15 protein-coding genes and 1 pseudogene are annotated in these 17809 nt (G+C 69.6%); 11 read left to right on the plus strand and 5 right to left on the minus strand.

What is annotated here, in order from left to right; genetic code table 11:
- The first annotated feature begins 26 nt into the window (after positions 1–26).
- The 9 genes from C8E87_RS33660 to C8E87_RS33705 all read left to right on the plus strand — a co-directional run bounded on the left by C8E87_RS33660 (position 27) and on the right by C8E87_RS33705 (position 11525).
- Positions 27–1514, plus strand: a complete 1488-nt coding sequence (locus C8E87_RS33660; RefSeq protein ID WP_133877476.1) for a CoA-acylating methylmalonate-semialdehyde dehydrogenase — start codon at positions 27–29, stop codon at positions 1512–1514.
- Positions 1515–1695: 181 nt separating this feature from the next.
- Positions 1696–3132 (plus strand): aminobutyraldehyde dehydrogenase, encoded by a 1437-nt coding sequence (locus tag C8E87_RS33665; protein ID WP_239080133.1) that lies wholly within the window; start codon positions 1696–1698, stop codon positions 3130–3132.
- A 96-nt stretch (positions 3133–3228) separates the two neighbouring features.
- The gene (locus tag C8E87_RS33675; RefSeq protein ID WP_133877477.1) at positions 3229–4383 is read left to right on the plus strand and encodes an ABC transporter ATP-binding protein; all 1155 of its coding nucleotides are present in this window, start codon (positions 3229–3231) and stop codon (positions 4381–4383) included.
- Positions 4384–5637: a polyamine ABC transporter substrate-binding protein gene (locus tag C8E87_RS33680; protein ID WP_133877478.1), complete on the plus strand. Its 1254-nt coding sequence runs from the start codon at positions 4384–4386 to the stop codon at positions 5635–5637. It abuts the gene before it with no gap.
- A gap of 1 nt (position 5638) precedes the next feature.
- Positions 5639–6502, plus strand: coding sequence for an ABC transporter permease (locus tag C8E87_RS33685; RefSeq protein WP_133877479.1), 864 nt, complete (start codon positions 5639–5641; stop codon positions 6500–6502).
- A complete protein-coding gene (locus C8E87_RS33690; protein ID WP_133877480.1) occupies positions 6499–7356 on the plus strand; it encodes an ABC transporter permease in 858 nt (285 codons plus the stop codon). Before C8E87_RS33685 ends, C8E87_RS33690 begins: the two co-directional genes overlap by 4 nt.
- Positions 7357–7362: 6 nt before the next feature.
- Positions 7363–8733, plus strand: a complete 1371-nt coding sequence (locus C8E87_RS33695; protein ID WP_133877481.1) for an NAD(P)/FAD-dependent oxidoreductase — start codon at positions 7363–7365, stop codon at positions 8731–8733.
- A 99-nt stretch (positions 8734–8832) separates the two neighbouring features.
- On the plus strand, positions 8833–10146 hold the full coding sequence (gene gabT / locus C8E87_RS33700) for a 4-aminobutyrate--2-oxoglutarate transaminase (protein ID WP_133877482.1): 1314 nt from the start codon (positions 8833–8835) through the stop codon (positions 10144–10146).
- 59 nt (positions 10147–10205) lie between these two features.
- A complete protein-coding gene (locus tag C8E87_RS33705) occupies positions 10206–11525 on the plus strand; it encodes an aspartate aminotransferase family protein (RefSeq protein ID WP_239080153.1) in 1320 nt (439 codons plus the stop codon).
- Positions 11526–11587: 62 nt separating this feature from the next.
- Here the strand turns inward: C8E87_RS33705 and C8E87_RS33710 are convergent, their stop codons facing one another.
- Positions 11588–12772 (minus strand): low temperature requirement protein A, encoded by a 1185-nt coding sequence (locus C8E87_RS33710; protein WP_133877484.1) that lies wholly within the window; start codon positions 12770–12772, stop codon positions 11588–11590.
- Between the two features lie 47 nt (positions 12773–12819).
- Positions 12820–14076, minus strand: coding sequence for a prolyl oligopeptidase family serine peptidase (locus tag C8E87_RS33715; protein WP_133877485.1), 1257 nt, complete (start codon positions 14074–14076; stop codon positions 12820–12822).
- Positions 14077–14378: 302 nt separating this feature from the next.
- Here C8E87_RS33715 and C8E87_RS33720 point away from each other — a divergent pair, with 302 nt between their 5' ends.
- Both C8E87_RS33720 and C8E87_RS33725 read left to right on the plus strand, forming a co-directional pair.
- Entirely contained in the window at positions 14379–15194 is an 816-nt protein-coding gene (locus C8E87_RS33720; RefSeq protein ID WP_133879117.1) for a DUF72 domain-containing protein, read from the plus strand.
- 167 nt (positions 15195–15361) lie between these two features.
- The gene (locus C8E87_RS33725) at positions 15362–15745 is read left to right on the plus strand and encodes a VOC family protein (protein ID WP_133877486.1); all 384 of its coding nucleotides are present in this window, start codon (positions 15362–15364) and stop codon (positions 15743–15745) included.
- On the opposite strand, the gene C8E87_RS33730 is transcribed toward C8E87_RS33725, so the two are convergent.
- The 3 genes and pseudogenes from C8E87_RS33730 to C8E87_RS33740 all read right to left on the minus strand — a co-directional run.
- Positions 15719–16012 (minus strand): helix-turn-helix domain-containing protein, encoded by a 294-nt coding sequence (locus C8E87_RS33730; RefSeq protein WP_133877487.1) that lies wholly within the window; start codon positions 16010–16012, stop codon positions 15719–15721. The genes C8E87_RS33725 and C8E87_RS33730 overlap by 27 nt on opposite strands.
- Positions 16013–16057: 45 nt before the next feature.
- Positions 16058–17332: an NAD(P)/FAD-dependent oxidoreductase gene (locus C8E87_RS33735; RefSeq protein ID WP_133877488.1), complete on the minus strand. Its 1275-nt coding sequence runs from the start codon at positions 17330–17332 to the stop codon at positions 16058–16060.
- 4 nt (positions 17333–17336) lie between these two features.
- A pseudogene (locus tag C8E87_RS33740) lies at positions 17337–17786 on the minus strand (Lrp/AsnC family transcriptional regulator); the annotation flags it as partial.
- Positions 17787–17809 lie beyond the last annotated feature (23 nt).

The raw sequence follows: 17809 nt of genomic DNA on the forward strand, positions 1-17809 counted from the left end.
TCGGAGGTGTTACGTAATCTCCGGACATGAATCGCATCGCGCACTGGATCGGTGGCGCCGAGCGCCCCGGCACGTCGGGACGGGTCGGGCCCGTCTTCAACCCCGCCACCGGCGAGCAGACCGCCGAGGTCGATCTCGCCTCGACCGCCGAGGTCGGTGAGGCCGTCGCGGTCGCCGTCGAGGCCGCGAAGCAGTGGCGTTCGGCGTCGCTGTCGAAGCGGTCCGCCGTGCTGTTCAAGTTCCGTGAGCTGCTGGCCGCCCGCAGCGGCGATCTGGCCGCGGTCATCACCAGCGAGCACGGCAAGGTGCTTTCGGACGCCGCCGGCGAGGTGGCCCGCGGCCTGGAGAACGCCGAGTTCGCGACCGGCATCCCGCACCTGATGAAGGGCTCGTTCTCGGAGCAGGCGGCCACCGGCGTCGACGTCTATTCGATCAAGCAGCCGCTCGGGGTGGTCGCCGGCATCACGCCGTTCAACTTCCCGGCCATGGTGCCGCTGTGGATGTGCACCACGGCGATCGCGGCCGGCAACGCGTTCGTGCTCAAGCCCAGCGAGAAGGACCCGTCGGCCTCGCTGTTCCTGGCCGCGCTCTGGCGCGAGGCCGGCCTGCCCGAGGGCGTCTTCACCGTGATCAACGGGGACAAGGAGGCGGTCGACGCCATCCTGACGCACCCGGACATCGCCGCTGTCAGTTTTGTCGGCTCGACCCCGATCGCGAAGTACATCTACGAGACCGGCACCGCGCACGGAAAGCGGGTGCAGGCCCTCGGCGGCGCCAAGAACCACATGGTGGTGCTGCCCGACGCCGAGCTGGAGGCGGCCGCCGACGCCGCGGTGAACGCCGCGTACGGCTCGGCCGGTGAGCGCTGCATGGCGGTCTCGGTCGTGGTGGCCGTCGGCGACGTGGCCGGCCCGCTGGTCGACGCTATCGCCGCCCGGCTGCCCAAGCTGCGCATCGGCGCCGGCACGGACCCGGAGTCGCAGATGGGCCCCCTGATCACCGCCCAGCACCGGGAGAAGGTGGCCGGCTACATCGCGAAGGGCGCCGAGGAGGGCGCGACAGTGGTCACCGACGGCCGCGAGGCCGAGCTGCCCGGCGACGGCTACTTCCTCGGGGTCACGCTGCTCGACAACGTCACCCCGGACATGGACGTCTACACCGACGAGATCTTCGGCCCGGTGCTCTGCGTCGTGCGGGCCCGGACGTACGCCGAGGCGGTCGCGCTGATCAACGACAACGAGTACGGCAACGGCACCGCCATCTTCACCCGCGACGGCGGCGCGGCCCGGCAGTTCCAGTTCGACGTGAACGCGGGCATGGTCGGCGTCAACGTGCCCATCCCGGTTCCGGTGGCCTACTACTCGTTCGGCGGCTGGAAGGCCTCGCTGTTCGGCGACACCCACATGTACGGTCCTGACGGCATCCACTTCTTCACCCGCTCGAAGGTGGTCACGTCACGCTGGCCGGACCCGGGCACGTCGGCGATCGATCTCGGCTTCCCGACCAACCACTGAGTACCGGATCCACCCGGGCTGACACAGGATTGCGTGGCCTCGATGGAGGATTGGCGCCGATTCCGTTTCGGGCTTGGAAAATAGTTTCGGATTCCCTTGTCTTCAGACGTTTGTTTGTGACAAGGTCTCGCAGTCGTTTGTGTGGGAGCTTTCACAAGCCTTCTACCGGAGGTCCTATTCCGTGAGCGCCGCGCTGCCCGTTCTGCGCAACTTTGTCGGTGGCGAACACGCCGAAACCGCAGAGGGGACCACCTCGCCGGTCATCGACCCGAGCACGGGGGAGGCGTACGCGCTGGCGCCGGTCTCGACAGGGCGGGATGTGGATGCGGCGATGGCCGCGGCGGCAACCGGCTTCGAGGTGTGGCGGGACGCGACCCCGGCCGAGCGGCAGCGGGCGCTGTTGCGGATAGCCGACGCGGTCGAGGCGAGGGCTGACGAGATCATCGCGGCCGAGTGCCGGAACACCGGCAAACCGGTCGAGGCGACCCGGGCCGAGGAGATGGGGCCGCTCCTCGACGAGCTGCGCTTCTTCGCGGGCGCGGCGCGCGTCCTGGAAGGCAGGTCGGCGGGGGAGTACCTGCGCGACCACACGTCGTACGTGCGGCGCGAGCCGATCGGCGTGTGCGCGCAGATCACCCCGTGGAACTACCCGATGGTCATGGCGGTCTGGAAGTTCGCCCCGGCGGTCGCGGCCGGCAACGCTGTGGTGCTCAAGCCGTCGGACACCACCCCGGTGACCACCCTGCTGCTGGCCGAGATCGCCGCCGAGTTCCTGCCGCCGGGCGTGCTCAACGTGGTCTGCGGCGACCGGGACACCGGCCGGGCCGTGGTCGCCCATCCGGCGCCGCAACTGGTCTCGATCACCGGCTCGACCCGGGCCGGCATGGAGGTCGCGGTCTCGGCCGCCGCCGACCTCAAGCGGGCCCACCTCGAGCTGGGCGGCAAGGCGCCGGTCATCGTGTTCGACGACGCCGACGTGGCGGCCACCGCCCAGGCGATCGCCGGGGCCGGTTACTTCAACGCGGGGCAGGACTGCACGGCGGCCACTCGGGTGCTGGTGCACGGCCGGGTCGCCGCCGACTTCACCGACGCGCTGGCCGAGGCCGCCCGCGACACCAGGGTCGGCGCGCCGTCGGACACCGAGGCGTTCTTCGGCCCGGTCAACAACGCGAATCAGCTGGCGCGGGTGCAGGGCTTCCTCGACCGTACGCCGGATCATGCGAGCATCGTGACCGGCGGCAAGCGGATCGGCGAGCGTGGCTATTTCCTCGAGCCGACGGTCGTGGCCGGGCTCCGCCAGCGCGACGAGATGATCCAGGACGAGGTGTTCGGGCCGGTCATCACGGTGCAGTCGTTCGACGACGAGGACGCCGCAGTCCGCTGGGCCAACGACGTCCGGTTCGGACTGAGCGCCAGCGTGTGGACGCAGAACCACGGTCGTGCGATGCGGGTGTCGCGCCGGCTCGACTTCGGCGCCGTCTGGATCAACACGCACCTTCCGTTCGTGTCCGAGATGCCGCACGGCGGGTTCGGCCACTCCGGCTACGGCAAGGACCTTTCGATGTACGGGTTCGAGGAGTACACCCGGATCAAGCACGTGATGAGCTACCTCGGCTGACCGCCCGGAAGAGGCTGACCGCCCGGAAGAGGCTGACCGCCCGGAAGAAGCCGATCGACCCGAAGAAGCCGACCGCCCCGAAAACAGAGGAACGCCATGACCACCCCTCAGAACAGCGCCGTACGCGCCCGGTCGGCGGCCACCGGTGACACGCCCGCGATCGAGTTCGTCGGCGTGAACAAGAATTACCTGTCGCACGGCGAGACGGTGCCCGCCGTCAAACGGACCGACCTGGCGATCGCTCAGGGGGAGTTCTTCTCGCTGCTGGGCCCGTCGGGGTGCGGCAAGACCACGACGATGCGCATGATCGCGGGCTTCGAGGAGCCGACCGCGGGCAAGGTGCTGCTGGACGGTCAGGACGTCACCGGCGTGGCCGCCAACAAGCGCGACGTCAACATGGTGTTCCAGTCGTACGCCCTCTTCCCGCACCTGAACACGTACCAGAATGTCGCCTTCGGCCTGGAGCGCAAGAAGGTCGCCAAGAGCGAGATCGGCCGCCGGGTGGCCGAGATCCTCGAGATCGTGTCGCTGACCGGGATGGAGAAGCGCTCGCCCCGCGAGATGTCGGGCGGCCAGCAGCAGCGGGTCGCGCTGGCCCGGGCGCTGGTCAACCGGCCGCGGGCGCTGCTGCTGGACGAGCCGCTGGGCGCGCTCGACCTCAAGCTGCGCCAGCAGATGCAGATCGAGCTCAAGCGCATCCAACGTGAGGTCGGCATCACCTTCGTCTACGTCACCCACGACCAGGGCGAGGCGCTGACCATGTCGGACCGGATCGCGGTCATGAACGCGGGCGTGATCGAGCAGCTGGGCTCGCCGCGCGAGATCTACGAGCGGCCCGCGAGCCGGTTCGTGGCCGGCTTCATCGGCACCTCGAACATCGTGGACGGACACGTCGAGCGGGTCGAGGGCGGGCTGGCCCTGCTCAGCTACACCGCCCAGGACAGGGTGGTGGTGCCGGCCGGGCCGTCGACGCGTACGGGGGACAAGCTGGAGGTGTCGATCCGCCCCGAAAAGATCGACTTGCACCGGGGTGTTCCGCCGGTCACCGCCACGGGCGGCAGCGTGCTCTCGGGCACCGTGACCGAAGTGGTTTATCACGGAACCTCAACGAATTACACCGTGGCGACCGCGGCCGGCGCGGATTTCACCGTCTTCGATCAGAATGCGTCGAACGCCGAAGATCTCGCGGTCCGCGGCGATCGTGTCTACCTCACCTGGGCCCCCCAGCACTCATATCCGATCGGAGTCTGAATGTCCGCGTCGAACCTCTCCGACCCCTCCCTCCTCCGTGGCCTGACCCAGCGTCGCTTCGGCCGTCGGGACGCGCTTCGGCTCTCCGGACTCGCCGCCCTCGGTGGCGCCCTCGCCGCCTGTGGTGTGCAGGGGCAGGGCACGCAGGCGCCGGTCAGTGCCGAGCCCGACGCCGTGGCCAAGTTCTGGAACGGCAAGGTCAAGAACGGCACGCTGAACTTCGCGAACTGGCCGCTCTACATGGACCCGAAGCAGCCCGAGATCAAGAAGTTCACCCAGAAGACCGGCATCAAGGTGAAGTACAGCGAGGTCATCCAGGAGATGGGCCCGTGGTTCGCCAAGGTGCAGCCGCAGCTGTCGGCGGGCCAGTCCATCGGGTACGACCTGATGGTCATCACCAACAGCTTCCAGTTCACGCAGTTCCGCGACTCGGGCTTCCTGGCCCCGCTCGACCACGCGAAGCTGCCGAACTACGCCAAGAACGCCGGCGCCGCGTACAAGAAGGAGGCGTTCGACCCGGGCAACGCGTACTCGATCCCGTGGGCCTCAGGCATGACCGGCATCGCGTACGACTTCAAGAAGACCGGCCGCGAGATCACCAAGCTGGCCGACCTGTGGGACCCGAAGTTCAAGGGCAAGGTCGGCATGTTCTCCGACATCCAGGAGCTCGGCAACTTCGGCCTGATGGCGCTGGGCATCGACCCGGCCAAGTCGAACGTGGACGACTGGAACAAGGCGGCCGAGCACCTCAAGAAGCAGAAGGAAGCGGGCATCGTCCGCAACTACTACGACCAGAGCTACATCGACGCGCTCGGCAGCGGCGAGGTGTGGCTGACCCAGGCCTGGTCGGGCGACATCTTCCAGAAGAACATCTCGGACGGCACCGACTTCCGGTTCGTGATCCCCGAGGAGGGCGGCACGATCTGGACGGACAACATGACCATCCCGATCACGGCCCAGAACCCGGTCGACGCGCTCATGATGATGGACTTCTTCTACGAGATCGAGAACGCCGCCACGCTCGCCGAGTACATCAACTACGTCTGCCCGGTGCCCGCCGCGCAGCCGGTGATCCGCTCCCACGCCGGCAAGGCGTCCGGCGACGACAAGGACGCCCTGCTCGCCGTCGCCGATTCCAAGCTCGTGTTCCCGACCAGCGCCGAATACGAGAACCTGCACTACTACGTGGCGTTCGAGGCCACCAGCGAGCAGCAGAAGTTCCAGAAGACCTTCGAACCCATCGTGCTGGGGTGACATGAGCAGGCTCAAGAACAAGCTGACCCCGTACCTGCTGGTGCTGCCGGGCGGGGTCTGGCTGCTGGTCTTCTTCGCGGTGCCGATGGTCGCGATGCTGTCGCTCTCCCTGCAGGAGGGCGACATCGTCCACGGCTACGTCTTCACCGGGCACTGGCAGACGTACACCGAGGCCATTTCCGCGTACGACACCCAGATCATCCGGTCGCTGATCTACGGCGCCATCGCGACGATCGTCCTCATCGTTCTGGCGTTCCCGGTGGCGTACTGGATCGCGTTCTACGGCGGCCGGCGCAAACCCACCTACCTGTTCCTGGTGCTGCTGCCGTTCTTCGTCTCGTTCGTCCTCCGGACGATCTCGTGGCGGCAGATCCTGACCGACGAGGGCCCGCTGCTGAACCCGCTGCGGGAGGCCGGCCTGATCGGGCAGTCGTTCCACATCCTCGGCACGCCGTTCGCGGTCATCGCCGGCCTGGTCTACAACTTCCTGCCGTTCATGGTGCTGCCGATCTATGTGGCGCTCGAGCGCATCGACCCGCGCGTGGTCGAGGCGGCCCGCGACCTGTATGCCAACCCGGCCACCACGTTCCGCAAGGTGATCTTCCCGCTCGCCCTGCCCGGGGTCTTCGCCGGCGTGCTGATGACCTTCGTGCCGGCCAGCTCGGACTTCGTCAACTCCGAGGTGCTGGGCAGCTCCGAGACCACGATGATCGGGCAGGTCATCCAGGCCCAGTTCCTCGAGAACTCCGACTACCCGACCGCGTCGGCGCTCTCGTTCGTGCTGATGCTCGTGCTGCTGATCGGCGTTTTCACGTACGCCCGCATCCTCGGCACCGAGGACGTCATGAAGGTGGCCGCCCGATGACCGCGCCGACGCTCGACCGCCCGCCGTCCGCCGAGGTCGAGGCGGCGGCACGGATCAAGCCACGGCGCCGGATCACCGGGGCGGGCCTGCTGCACGCGTGGACCTGGCTGATCATCGGCTGGCTCGTGCTGCCGATCGCCGTGATGATCCTGTTCGGCTTCAACGACACCCCGGGCCGCTACAACCAGACCTGGGTCGGGTTCACGGTCAAGTGGTACGGGCGGCTGTTCGAGTACCCCGACCTGACCAGCGCCCTGATCACGTCGATCGTCATCGCGATCGTGGCCAGCCTGCTCTCCGGCGCGCTGGGCACCGGCATCGGCTACGCGCTGGGCCGCTACCGCTTCCGCGGCTCCGGCTCGCTCAACCTGATCATGTTCGCGACGATGAGCTCGCCCGAGCTGATCATGGGTGCGTCGCTGCTCAGCCTGTTCGTCTCTGCCGGGGCCGGGCTCGGCCCGGTGACGATCACGATCGCGCACGTGATGTTCTCGATCTCGTTCGTCGCGGTGGTCGTACGGGCGCGGGTCATGACGCTGGACCGCTCGATCGAGGAGGCCGCGGCCGACCTGGGCGCGAGCCCGTGGACCACGTTCTGGAAGGTCACGTTCCCGATCATCCTGCCCGCGGTGTTCTCCGGCGTCCTGCTGGCGTTCGCGCTCTCCATCGACGACTTCATCGTCACCGCGTTCACGGCGGGCACCACCAAGACGTTCCCGTTGTGGATCTGGGGCGCCACCCGCGTCGGCATCCCGCCGCAGGTCAATGTCATGGGAACGCTCATCTTCGCGGTCGGTGTGTTCTTCGCGCTGGCCGCCGGCATCCGCTCGTCGAGCAAGGGTAAGCGGGACTGACCACCCGTGCCCTCGACGCTGCGGGACGCGCTGCCGGAGCCGTTCTGGCTCACCCAGGCGGGGGCTCCGGCCCCCGCCGCCCCGCTCGACGGCGACGGCTCCGCGGACCTGGCGGTGGTCGGGGCCGGTTACAGCGGACTGTGGACGGCCCTGCTCGCCAAGGAACGCGACCCCGGCCGGGACGTCGTGGTGATCGAGGCGGGCACGGCCGGCTGGGCGGCTTCCGGCCGCAACGGCGGGTTCTGCTCGGCGTCGCTGACCCACGGTCACGCCAACGGCGCCAGCCGTTTCCCGGGCGAGATCGACCGCCTCGAGAAGCTGGGCCGGCAGAACCTCGACGAGATCGAGGCGACGATCACGCGCTACGGCATCGACTGTGATTTCTCCCGTACGGGGGAACTGAGCGTCGCGACCGCAGACTGGCAGCTGGCCGAGATGCGGGCGAACCTGCGGCCCGGCGAGGAACTGCTCGACCGCGAGCGGGTGCGGGCCGAGGTCGACTCACCCACGTACGTGGGCGGGGTCTGGGACGCCGACGGCTGCGCCATGATCGACCCGGCGCGCCTGGTGTGGGGTCTGCGCGACGCGTGCCTGTCGCTGGGTGTGCGTTTCCACGAGCAGTCGCCGGTCGACCGGATCGAGCGGCACGGCGCCGGGATGCGCCTGCACACCGCGGGCGGCCGTCTCGGCGCGGGGAAGGTCGCTCTGGCCACCGGCGCGCACGGACGGCTGTTGCGCCGGCTCGGGCACTTCGTGGTGCCGGTCTACGACTATGCGCTGATGACGGCCCCGCTCACCGCGACGCAGCTGGCCGCGATCGGCTGGCGCCACCGGCAGGGGGTGGGCGACGCGGCCAACCAGTTCCACTACTACCGGCTGACCGCGGACAACCGGATCCTGTGGGGCGGTTACGACGCGGTGTACTACAACGGCGGCCGCATCGACCCCGCGTACGACCAGCGGGAGGCGACCTTCGTGACGTTGGCCGAGCACTTCCGTACGACGTTCCCGCAGCTCGCCGACGTGCCGTTCACGCACAAGTGGGGCGGCGTGATCGACACGTGCAGCCGCTTCAGCAGCTTCTTCGGCACAGCGTACGACGGGCGGGTGGCGTACGCGGTGGGCTACACCGGCCTCGGCGTGGGCGCGACCCGCTTCGGCGCCGACGTGATGCTCGACCTGCTGACCGGCTCGCCCACCGAGCGCACCTCGCTGCGGATGGTGCGCACCAAGCCCGTCCCGTTCCCGCCCGAGCCGGTGCGTTCGGCCGTGATCCAGCTGACCCGCTGGTCGATCGCCCGCGCCGACGACAACGACGGCCGTCGCAACTTGTGGCTGCGGGCCCTCGACCGGGTCGGCCTCGGCTTCGACTCCTGATCTTTTGGCGCGCGGATAACACGGAAATAGTTGTCGGGCCTCTTGCGTGCGATGGAATCAGTGAAATGATCGGGTCCACAAGCTTGAAGGAGTTGGACCATGCCCACGTCGGCCGAGTTGCACCAGCGCCGCGCCGCGGTTGTCGCCCGCGGGGTCAGCAGCATGGTCCCGGCCTATGTGAGCAGCGCCGCCGGCGGCACGATGACCGATGTGGACGGGCGCGAGTGGATCGACTTCGCTGCCGGCATCGCCGTCACCAACGTGGGCAACGCCGCTCCCAAGGTCGTCGCCGCCGTGCGGGCCCAGGCCGAGCGGTTCACCCACACCTGCTTCATGGTCGCGCCCTACGAGCAGTACGTCGCGGTCTGCGAGGAACTGGCCGCGCTCACCCCGGGTGACTTCGAGAAACGCTCGGCGCTGTTCAACTCCGGCGCCGAGGCCGTCGAGAACGCCGTGAAGATCGCCCGGCACGCCACCGGGCGGCAGGCCGTCGTCGTGTTCGACCACGCGTACCACGGCCGCACCAACCTGACGATGGCCCTGACCGCCAAGGTCATGCCGTACAAGCAGGGCTTCGGGCCGTTCGCCGGCGAGATCTACCGCGTGGCCATGTCCTACCCGTTGCGCGACGGCCGCAGCGGGGCCGACGCGGCGGCGTACGCGATCGGCCAGATCGACAAGACGGTCGGCGCGAGCAACGTGGCCGCCGTGCTCGTCGAGCCGATCCAGGGCGAGGGCGGATTCGTCGTCCCCGCCGAGGGGTTCCTGCCGGCGATCGCGGCCTGGAGCCGGGCGGCCGGGGCCGTGTACATCGCCGACGAGATCCAGACGGGCTTCTGCCGTACGGGGGAATGGTTTGCCTCGACGCACGAGGGTGTCGAGCCGGATCTGATCACCACGGCCAAGGGCATCGCCGGAGGGCTGCCGCTGGCCGCGGTCACCGGCCGCGCCGAGATCATGGACGCCGTGCACCCGGGTGGGCTCGGGGGCACGTACGGGGGGAACCCGATCGCGTGTGCCGCCGCGCTCGCCTCGATCGAGACCATGCGGGAGCTCGACCTGGCCGCGGCCGCCCGCCGCATCGAGTCCATCGCCCGGCCCCGGCTGGAGGCGCTCGCGGCCAAGCACCCGTCGATCGCCGAGGTGCGCGGGCGTGGCGCGATGCTCGCCCTTGAGGTCGTGATACCCGGCGAGGACGGCCCGGCAGGCCCGGCGCCGGATGCCGCAGCCACCGCCGCGGTCGCCAAGGCCGCGCACGAGCTGGGCCTGCTTCTGCTCACCTGCGGCACCTACGGCAACGTGATCCGGCTGCTGCCGCCGCTGATCATCTCCGACTCCGAGCTCGATCGCGGACTGACGTTGCTCGAACAAGCCTTCTCCCTCGTTCTGGAACCATCAGGAGCCCCCCGTTGAGCGACCTTCAGTCCCCCGACTACGAAAAACTGTCCGGCGCCGCCCGCGACCACCTGTGGATGCACTTCACCCGGCTCTCGTCGTACCAGAAGGCCGACGTTCCGATGATCGTGCGCGGCGACGGCTGCTACATCTGGGACTCCGCCGGCCGCCGCTACCTCGACGGGCTGTCCGCGCTGTTCGTGGTGCAGACCGGCCACGGCCGTCAGGAACTGGCCGAGGCCGCCGCCAAGCAGGCCGGTGAGCTGGCCTACTTCCCGATCTGGTCGTACGCGCACCCCAAGGCGGTCGAGCTGGCGGCACGGCTGGCCGAGCTGAGCCCGGGCGACCTGAACCGGGTCTTCTTCACCACCGGCGGCTCCGAGGCCGTCGAGTCGGCGTGGAAACTGGCCCGCTCCTACTTCAAACGCACCGGCAAACCGACCAAGACGAAGGTGCTCTCGCGCCACATCGCCTACCACGGCACCTCGATGGGCGCGCTGTCGATCACCGGCATCCCGGCCCTCAAGCAGGACTTCGAGCCGCTCGTGCCGTCGACGTTCCGGGTGCCCAACACCAACTACTACCGCCGCCCCGACGAGCGCATGTCGCTTGAGGAGTTCGGCGTGTGGGCGGCCGACCGGATAGCCGAGGCCATCGAGTTCGAGGGCCCCGACACCGTGGCCGCGGTCTTCCTGGAGCCGGTGCAGAACGCGGGCGGCTGCTTCCCGCCCCCGCCCGGCTACTTCCAGCGGGTCCGCGAGATCTGCGACCGGTACGACGTGCTGATGGTCTCGGACGACGTGATCAGCGGCTTCGGCCGGCTCGGCGAGTACTTCGGTGGCCGGCGGTACGGCTACACCCCCGACATCATCACCGTCGCCAAGGGTCTGACCAGCGGTTACGTGCCGCTCGGGGCGATGATCGCGTCGGAGCGGCTGGCCGAGCCGTTCCTCGAGGGGACGAACTGGTTCGCGCACGGGATCACGTACGGGGGTCACCCGGTCGGCTCGGCGGTGGCGCTCGCGAACCTCGACATCATGGAACGCGAAAACCTCAACCAGCACGTCCGCGACAACAGCGCCCTGTTCCGGTCCTACCTCGACCGGCTCACCGATCTGCCCATCGTCGGCGACGTCCGCGGCGACGGGTACTTCTTCGGCCTGGAACTGGTCAAGGACAAGGCCACCAAGGAGACGTTCAACGAGGAGGAGTCGGAGCGGCTGCTGCGCGGTTTCCTGTCCTCCGCGCTGTTCGAGGCCGGGCTCTACTGCCGCGCCGACGACCGCGGCGACCCGGTCATCCAGCTCGCCCCGCCGCTGATCGCGGGCGAGCAGCAGTTCGCCGAGATCGAGCAGATCCTGCGTACGGTCCTGACCGAGGCCGGCAACCGCCTCTGAGTCTTTGCTGGTAAGGGGCGTCGGGCGTCCACCGCTTCCCCCGTGAGCGGTGGGCGCCCGATCTATGCCTCGGCTCCGCGCATGGCGCCGCGGCGTTGCTGCCACATGCCGGCCAGGACGGTGGCTATCAGCAGGATCGTGACGACGGCGACGGACAGCACGGGTTCGAGGGAGTCGAAGAAGCCGAGCGCGGCCACGAACGGGATGACGGCGGTCGGCCACGGCCAGGCGGCATGCCAGCGGCCCGACGTGCCCCACATGACGACGGCCAGGCCGGCCAGATAGAGGGCGACGCCGCCGTGCAGCGCCCAGCGGCCGGACGGGTCGAGCTCGCCGGCGGGATGCAGAATGAACTGCTCGACGCCGACCGCGGCGATCGCCAGCCCGACGACCAGCGGCAGATGGCCGTAGATGTACGCGTCGGCGACCCCGTTCTCCACGTCGTCGCCCTCCTCCTCCAGCTCGCGTTTGCCGGCCGCGCCGCCGAGGTCGAAGTAGATCCACCACAGCCCCGCGACTGCGGTGAACGCGACCACTGCCGACACCACCGAGGCGGCCACCCAATGCTGCTCGTGCACGCCCAGGACGATCGACCGCACCGACTCGCCCAGCACCAGGATCACGAAGAGAGCGAACCGTTCGGGGAGGTGTTCCAGATGCAGGGGCGTCTTGTCGCCGAGCCGGGTGGCCGCCAGGGGAGCGGCCGCCTCGACCAGGATCCCGGCGCCCCACAGCGCATAGCGCGGCGTCCCCTCGACGGGCAGCGAGAGCGCCCACAGAACACAGGAAGCGGCGGCCCCGGCGATGTAGATGACGATGGTGTGGCGCGCTTCGGGAACGTGGCGCCAGGCCCGGGCGTACAGGAGCAGCAGGATGACCCGGGTCGCGAGGAAACAGAGCGCGAACTGGGTGCCCTCGCTGCTGGTCGCGCCCTGCGCGGCCGCGGCCATGCCGATCACGGCGCCGGCCGCGGCCAGCTTGGCCAGGCGGTAGATGACGTCGTTGGTGTCGAACCGGTTGGCGTACAACGTGGTGGTCACCCACGACCACCACGTCACCACGATCAGCCCCGCGAAGATCGACGCGCCGCCGATGCTGAGATTCCCCGCGAACGCCTTCGCCAGCTGGTCGACCACCAGCACGTACGCGAGGTCGAAGAAGAGCTCCAGCCGCGAGGCTCCCCGCTGCGGCTCGGTCCGCAGCCTCGGAGCCCGGATCAGCGGCGCGGGCCGGTCATCAGTCGTCACGCGCCGGAAGTTCCCCGCCGACGTCCTTTCTACGCCGGCCCGTTCCTTCAGAGCCTCTGTGCGGCCATCCACTGCCAGAGGTGGCGGCCGTTGTGGGACGGGTCGTTGCGGGCCACGTAGATCCAGGAGAAGTGGCCGTTGAAACGGTGCCCGTTCCAGGTGACGGTGTCGTACAGGGTCAGCAGGGAACCGGGGATCAGGTCGTGGGCGTGCACCGAGTTGGCCTCGGGCGGGACGGTGGTGTCGTCGCGGGAGGTCACCAGCCACGTCGGGGTGGTGATGGCGGCCAGCTCGGCGTCGGTGATCAGGCGGCCGCCGCCCGGCGCCAGCGACTGCACGACACCGCAGACGGGGACGGACGCGGCGAAAAGATCGGGGTGGAGGACCGTCATCTCCATCGACATGTAACCGCCGTTGCTGCAGCCCGCCACGTAGATGCGTCTCGGGTCGACATGGTCACGGCGTACGAGGTCTCGAACGATGTCCTTGATCTGCGGCGCGAAGCGGGGGCCGTCCTCCATCCAGAAGGACTGGCTCTGCGGGGCCACCACGTACGCGCCGTCGAAGATGCGCTGCGCCTGCGGGGTCGCGAAGCCCAGCGCGCCGCGGTTGGCCCGCAACTGGGTCTCGTTGTCGTAGTAGTTGTCGGGCAGCGACGCGCCCTCGCCGCCGCCGTGCAGCCAGACCACCAGCGGACGGCGGCCTCGTCGGTGCGGCTGGTAGAGCCGGTACTTCATCCCCGACCGCGACACGCCGTGGCTGAAGGCGTCGACCTCGGGGTTGGACAGCCGGCCCTGGCGGAACTCCGTGATCGTCACCGCCCGGCCGCCGCGCAGCCTCAACGGCGCCTGCTGGGTGATCGTGTAGGTGAGGTTCAGGCGTACGTTGCGGCCCTTGCTCGCGATGTAGCCGAGGGTGCCGCCGCCGGTCTGGCCCTCCGCGTACGCCAGGTCGAGCACGACATTGCCGTGACGGTCGAGCCGGGCCGCCGTGACCGGGCGGTCCAGGTCGTACTCGCTGAAGATCTGATCGCCGGGAGCGATGGGGATCGGGCTGGTGGCCTTGGCGTGCACGGTGAACGTGCCCGTCGAAAGGCTCGCCGGGTCCACGCGGCCGAGCGCCGCCGTGTGCAAGGTGACCGAGGTGACCTGTTCGCCGCCGTCGAGCACCTCGGCGTCGAGCCGGAAGCTGACCCGCGCGCCCCCGTGCTGGGCGCCGGCGTTGGCCGCGGCGGGCAGGGTGAGACCGGCGGCGGCGCCCGCGCCGGCGGCCAGCACGGCGCGCCGGCTGATCGGCATGGTCATGGGGACTCCCTTTTGGTTTCGGCTTCCTTACGACCTCGTTACAGTGATGTCGGTCTATCACGGATGCATCGGTCGGCGGAAGATCCCGGCGTGATCGCAGGCCGCCTCGACACGCCCGGGGTGGGCGGTGCGCGGCGCCGGCGGTGCGGCGGCGTGGGCGGTGCGGCGGCGCGGGCGGTGCGCGGCGTGGCGGTTTGGCTGTGAGCAGTGGGCGTGGGCGGCGGCTCCGGGATCCTGCGGGTGGGGGAGGCGGGGAGGCGCACGGGGGTGTCGGTTAGGTTTTCGGGGTGAGCGGTCGGAGCATGCGCCTGCATGTGGGGTGTGCGCAGTGGACGCACAAGGCGTGGCCGGTGTCGGCCGGGGAGAAGCTGCGCTCGTACGCGGAATGGTGCAACGCCGTCGAGGGGAACACGACGTTCTACGCCACGCCGTCCCGCGAAACGACTACCGGCTGGGCCGACCAAGCACCGGAGCACTTCCGATTTGTCCTGAAATTTCCGCGCAAGGTGACGCATGACGAGCGGCTCGGCGCGAGCGGTGACGAGGCCCGACGGATCTTCCTGGAAGCGATCGAACCGCTGGGGGAGCGGATCCACGCGCTCTGGATTCAGCTCCCCGCCTCGTTCGGCCCGTCCGATTTGTCAACATTGGATGGCTTCCTCCGACGCCAGCCCGGCGAATACAGATACGCGGTGGAGGTTCGCCACCCCACCTTCGCCGACAACCCCCGCGACCTGCACCGGATCCTGTCCGGCAACGGCGCCGAGCTGGTCCCCTTCGACACGAGCGTCATGTTCGCGAGCCCGCCCACCAGCGAGGCCGAGCGCGACGCCTGGTCGAAAAAACCCCGTTTGCCCGTACGTCCCCACGCCCTCACCGATTTCCCGATCGTCCGCTACCTGGGCCGCGACGACCCCGCCCGTACGGTCGAGGGCTGGCAACGCTGGCTTCCAGTGATCGCTCGCTGGCTGCGGGAAGGCCGTTCGCCGACGGTCTTCGTGCACACCCCGGACAACGCCGAAGCCCCGTCCCTCGCCCGCCGCTTCCACGCCGAGGTGGCCGCCCTCGTACCGGGTCTGGAACCCCTCCCCGAGCCCCAGCCGACAACCCTGTTCTGACGCCGCCCGGCGGCGGCAGGTCGTCCGGCAGGCGGCAGGTCGCCCGGGAGCAGGGGCCGCCCGGCCCGGCGGCGAGAAAACGCTCGGCCCGGCAGCGATGAATCCGGACCTCCCGCCCGGTCCTACCGACGATGATGTCCGGCACCGGCGAGAACACGGGAGTCCGCATGCCCACCGTCCAGGCGATCCTCAGCACCCCGAACTTCGAGCGGCAACGCGCCTTCTACGAGGGACTGTTCGGCGCCGTGCAGACCATGCGTTACCCCGAGCAGGGCGAGGTCTTCTACGCCGGGTTCACGATCGGCGACTCGGTGCTCGGCCTGGTCAACGAGCCCGGCAAGGACAAGAGCCCCACCCCGGGCTTCGCGCTGAGCGTCGAGGTCGACGACGTGGACGCGCTGCTGGCGACAGTCGAGGCGAACGGTGGCCGCGTGCTCGGCCCGCCGAACGACATGCCGTGGGGTCAGCGGGTGGCCCACGTCAACGACCCCGACGGCAACATGGTCAACCTGACCAGCGGCGGCTCAGAGGGTCAGGGTCTGGCGGGGTGACCGGCCGTACGCGGCCCGGTAGTCGGCCGCGAAGTGGCTCGAACTCAGGTAACCCCACCGGCGGGCGATCGCGCCGACCGTGTCGCCGTCGGTGGGGTCGGCGGACAGCAGTTCGCGGTGGGCCCGGTCGAGCCGGCAGCGGCGCAGGTAAGCCATCGGGGTGGTGTCGAGGTGGCGGCGGAACGCGGCCTGCAGCGCGCGGGGCGTGACCCGGGCGGCTTCGGCTATCCGGTTCGCGGTGAGCGGCTCGGCCAGGTGCGACTCGATGTACGCGTTCTGCCCGGGAACGGAAGTGACTACGCCAGAAACGTATCAGCGGGCGGGGGCCGGATGCTTTTCCAGGGCGTCCCGAAACGTCGTCGCGCGGAGCGCAGCGTTGATGCCGAGCCAGCGGATCGGCTCCGGTTCCCAGGGGCGGGACCGGTGGCCGACCCAGGGCAGTCCGGTCCGTTCGGTCTCGTGGCCGGCGATCAGGTCGGCCAGCGTACGCCCGGCCAGGTTGGCCGCCGCCACGCCGTCGCCCACGTAACCCCCGGCCCAGGCGAGACCGTCTCGCAGCCCTACGCTGGGCATCCAGTCGCGCGGGATGCCGAGCGGGCCACCCCACCGGTACGCGATCTCGGGTTTGATGCCGAACATGCCACCCAATGTCCGGCGCAGACTTTCGAAAACCGAGGGCACCTGGTCGTACGAGGGCTCGACGCGCGACCCGAAATGGTAGGGCGCCCCGCGTCCGCCGAAGGCGAACCGGTCGTCGGCCGTACGCTGGCCATAGATGATCATGTGGCGTTCGTCGGTGAACGTCTCGCGCCGGGCCAGGCCGATGCGTTCCCAGTCGGAGGCCGGCAGCGGCTCGGTCGCGATCATCAGGGAGTAGACCGGCGCCAGCGCGCGGCGGTGACCGGGCAGCTGGGCCGTGTAACCCTCGAGCGCCCGCACCACCGTGCCGGCCGTGACGGTGCCCCGATCGGTCACCACCGAGCCGCGGGAAAGGGACAAGACCCTGGTGTCCTCGTAAATGTCGACACCGCGCTCGGCCACGGTGGAGGCAAGCCCACGTACGAGGCGGGCGGGATGCAGGGCGGCACAATCGGGGCTGTAGACGCCGCCGAGCACGTCGGTCGCGTTGCAGATCGCCGCCGCTTCCTCCCGCGGCAGGAAACCGTTGGCACGCCGGGCCCGTCGCAGCTGCGCGGGGGAGCGCGCCAGCGAGATCGTCCCGCCCTTGGCGTAGTGGCAGTCGATGCCCTCCGCGGCGGCGACCCGCCCGACCTCGTCGACGGCGCCGGCCAGGGCCACATGCATCGCCAGTGCGCGCTCGGGACCGTACCGCCGCGCCAGCTTGGCCTCGCTCACCGGGAACAGTCCGGACGCCCATCCGCCGTTGCGTCCGGACGCGCCGAACCCGCAGTACTGCGCCTCGAGCACCGCGACCCGCAGCGAGGGCGCGGCCTGGGAGAGGTAGTACGCCGTCCACAATCCGGTGTAGCCGCCCCCGGCGATGGCCACGTCGTACGACCGGTCGCCCGGCAACGGCGGTCGCGGCGTCACCGGCCCGAGGGTGCTCAGCCAGAAGGACGGCGTCATCGCGTCCCCAGGCGTACGTCTGTTTGGCCAGCTTGAGATACATGAACGTCTCGCAGGCGATGACGCCCTTGACCGCCCGGACCTTCTCGTTCAGCAGGTCGAGCAGGTGCTCGTCGTCGGTGCAGACGAGCTCGACGAGCAGGTCGAAGCCGCCGGCGCAGACCACCACGTAGTCGACCTCGGGGATCGCGGCGATCTCGTCGGCGATGGCGCGCAGATCGCCGTTGACCTTGAGGCCGACCATCGCCTGCCGTGCGAAGCCGAGTGTGAGCGGGTCGGTCACCGCCACGATCTGCATGAGACCGCCGTCGAGCAGACGCTGCACCCGCTGGCGCACGGCCGCCTCGGAGAGGCCGATCGTCTTCGCCAGCGTCGCGTAGGACATTCGCCCGTCGCGCTGCAGGTGCTCGATGATCTGCTTGTTGATGTCGTCGAGTGCCACGTCCGCCGTCACGCCGCGATTCTTCACGCCGGACC

Origin of the sequence: Paractinoplanes brasiliensis (assembly GCF_004362215.1) — a bacterium.
Classification (GTDB): domain Bacteria; phylum Actinomycetota; class Actinomycetes; order Mycobacteriales; family Micromonosporaceae; genus Actinoplanes; species Actinoplanes brasiliensis.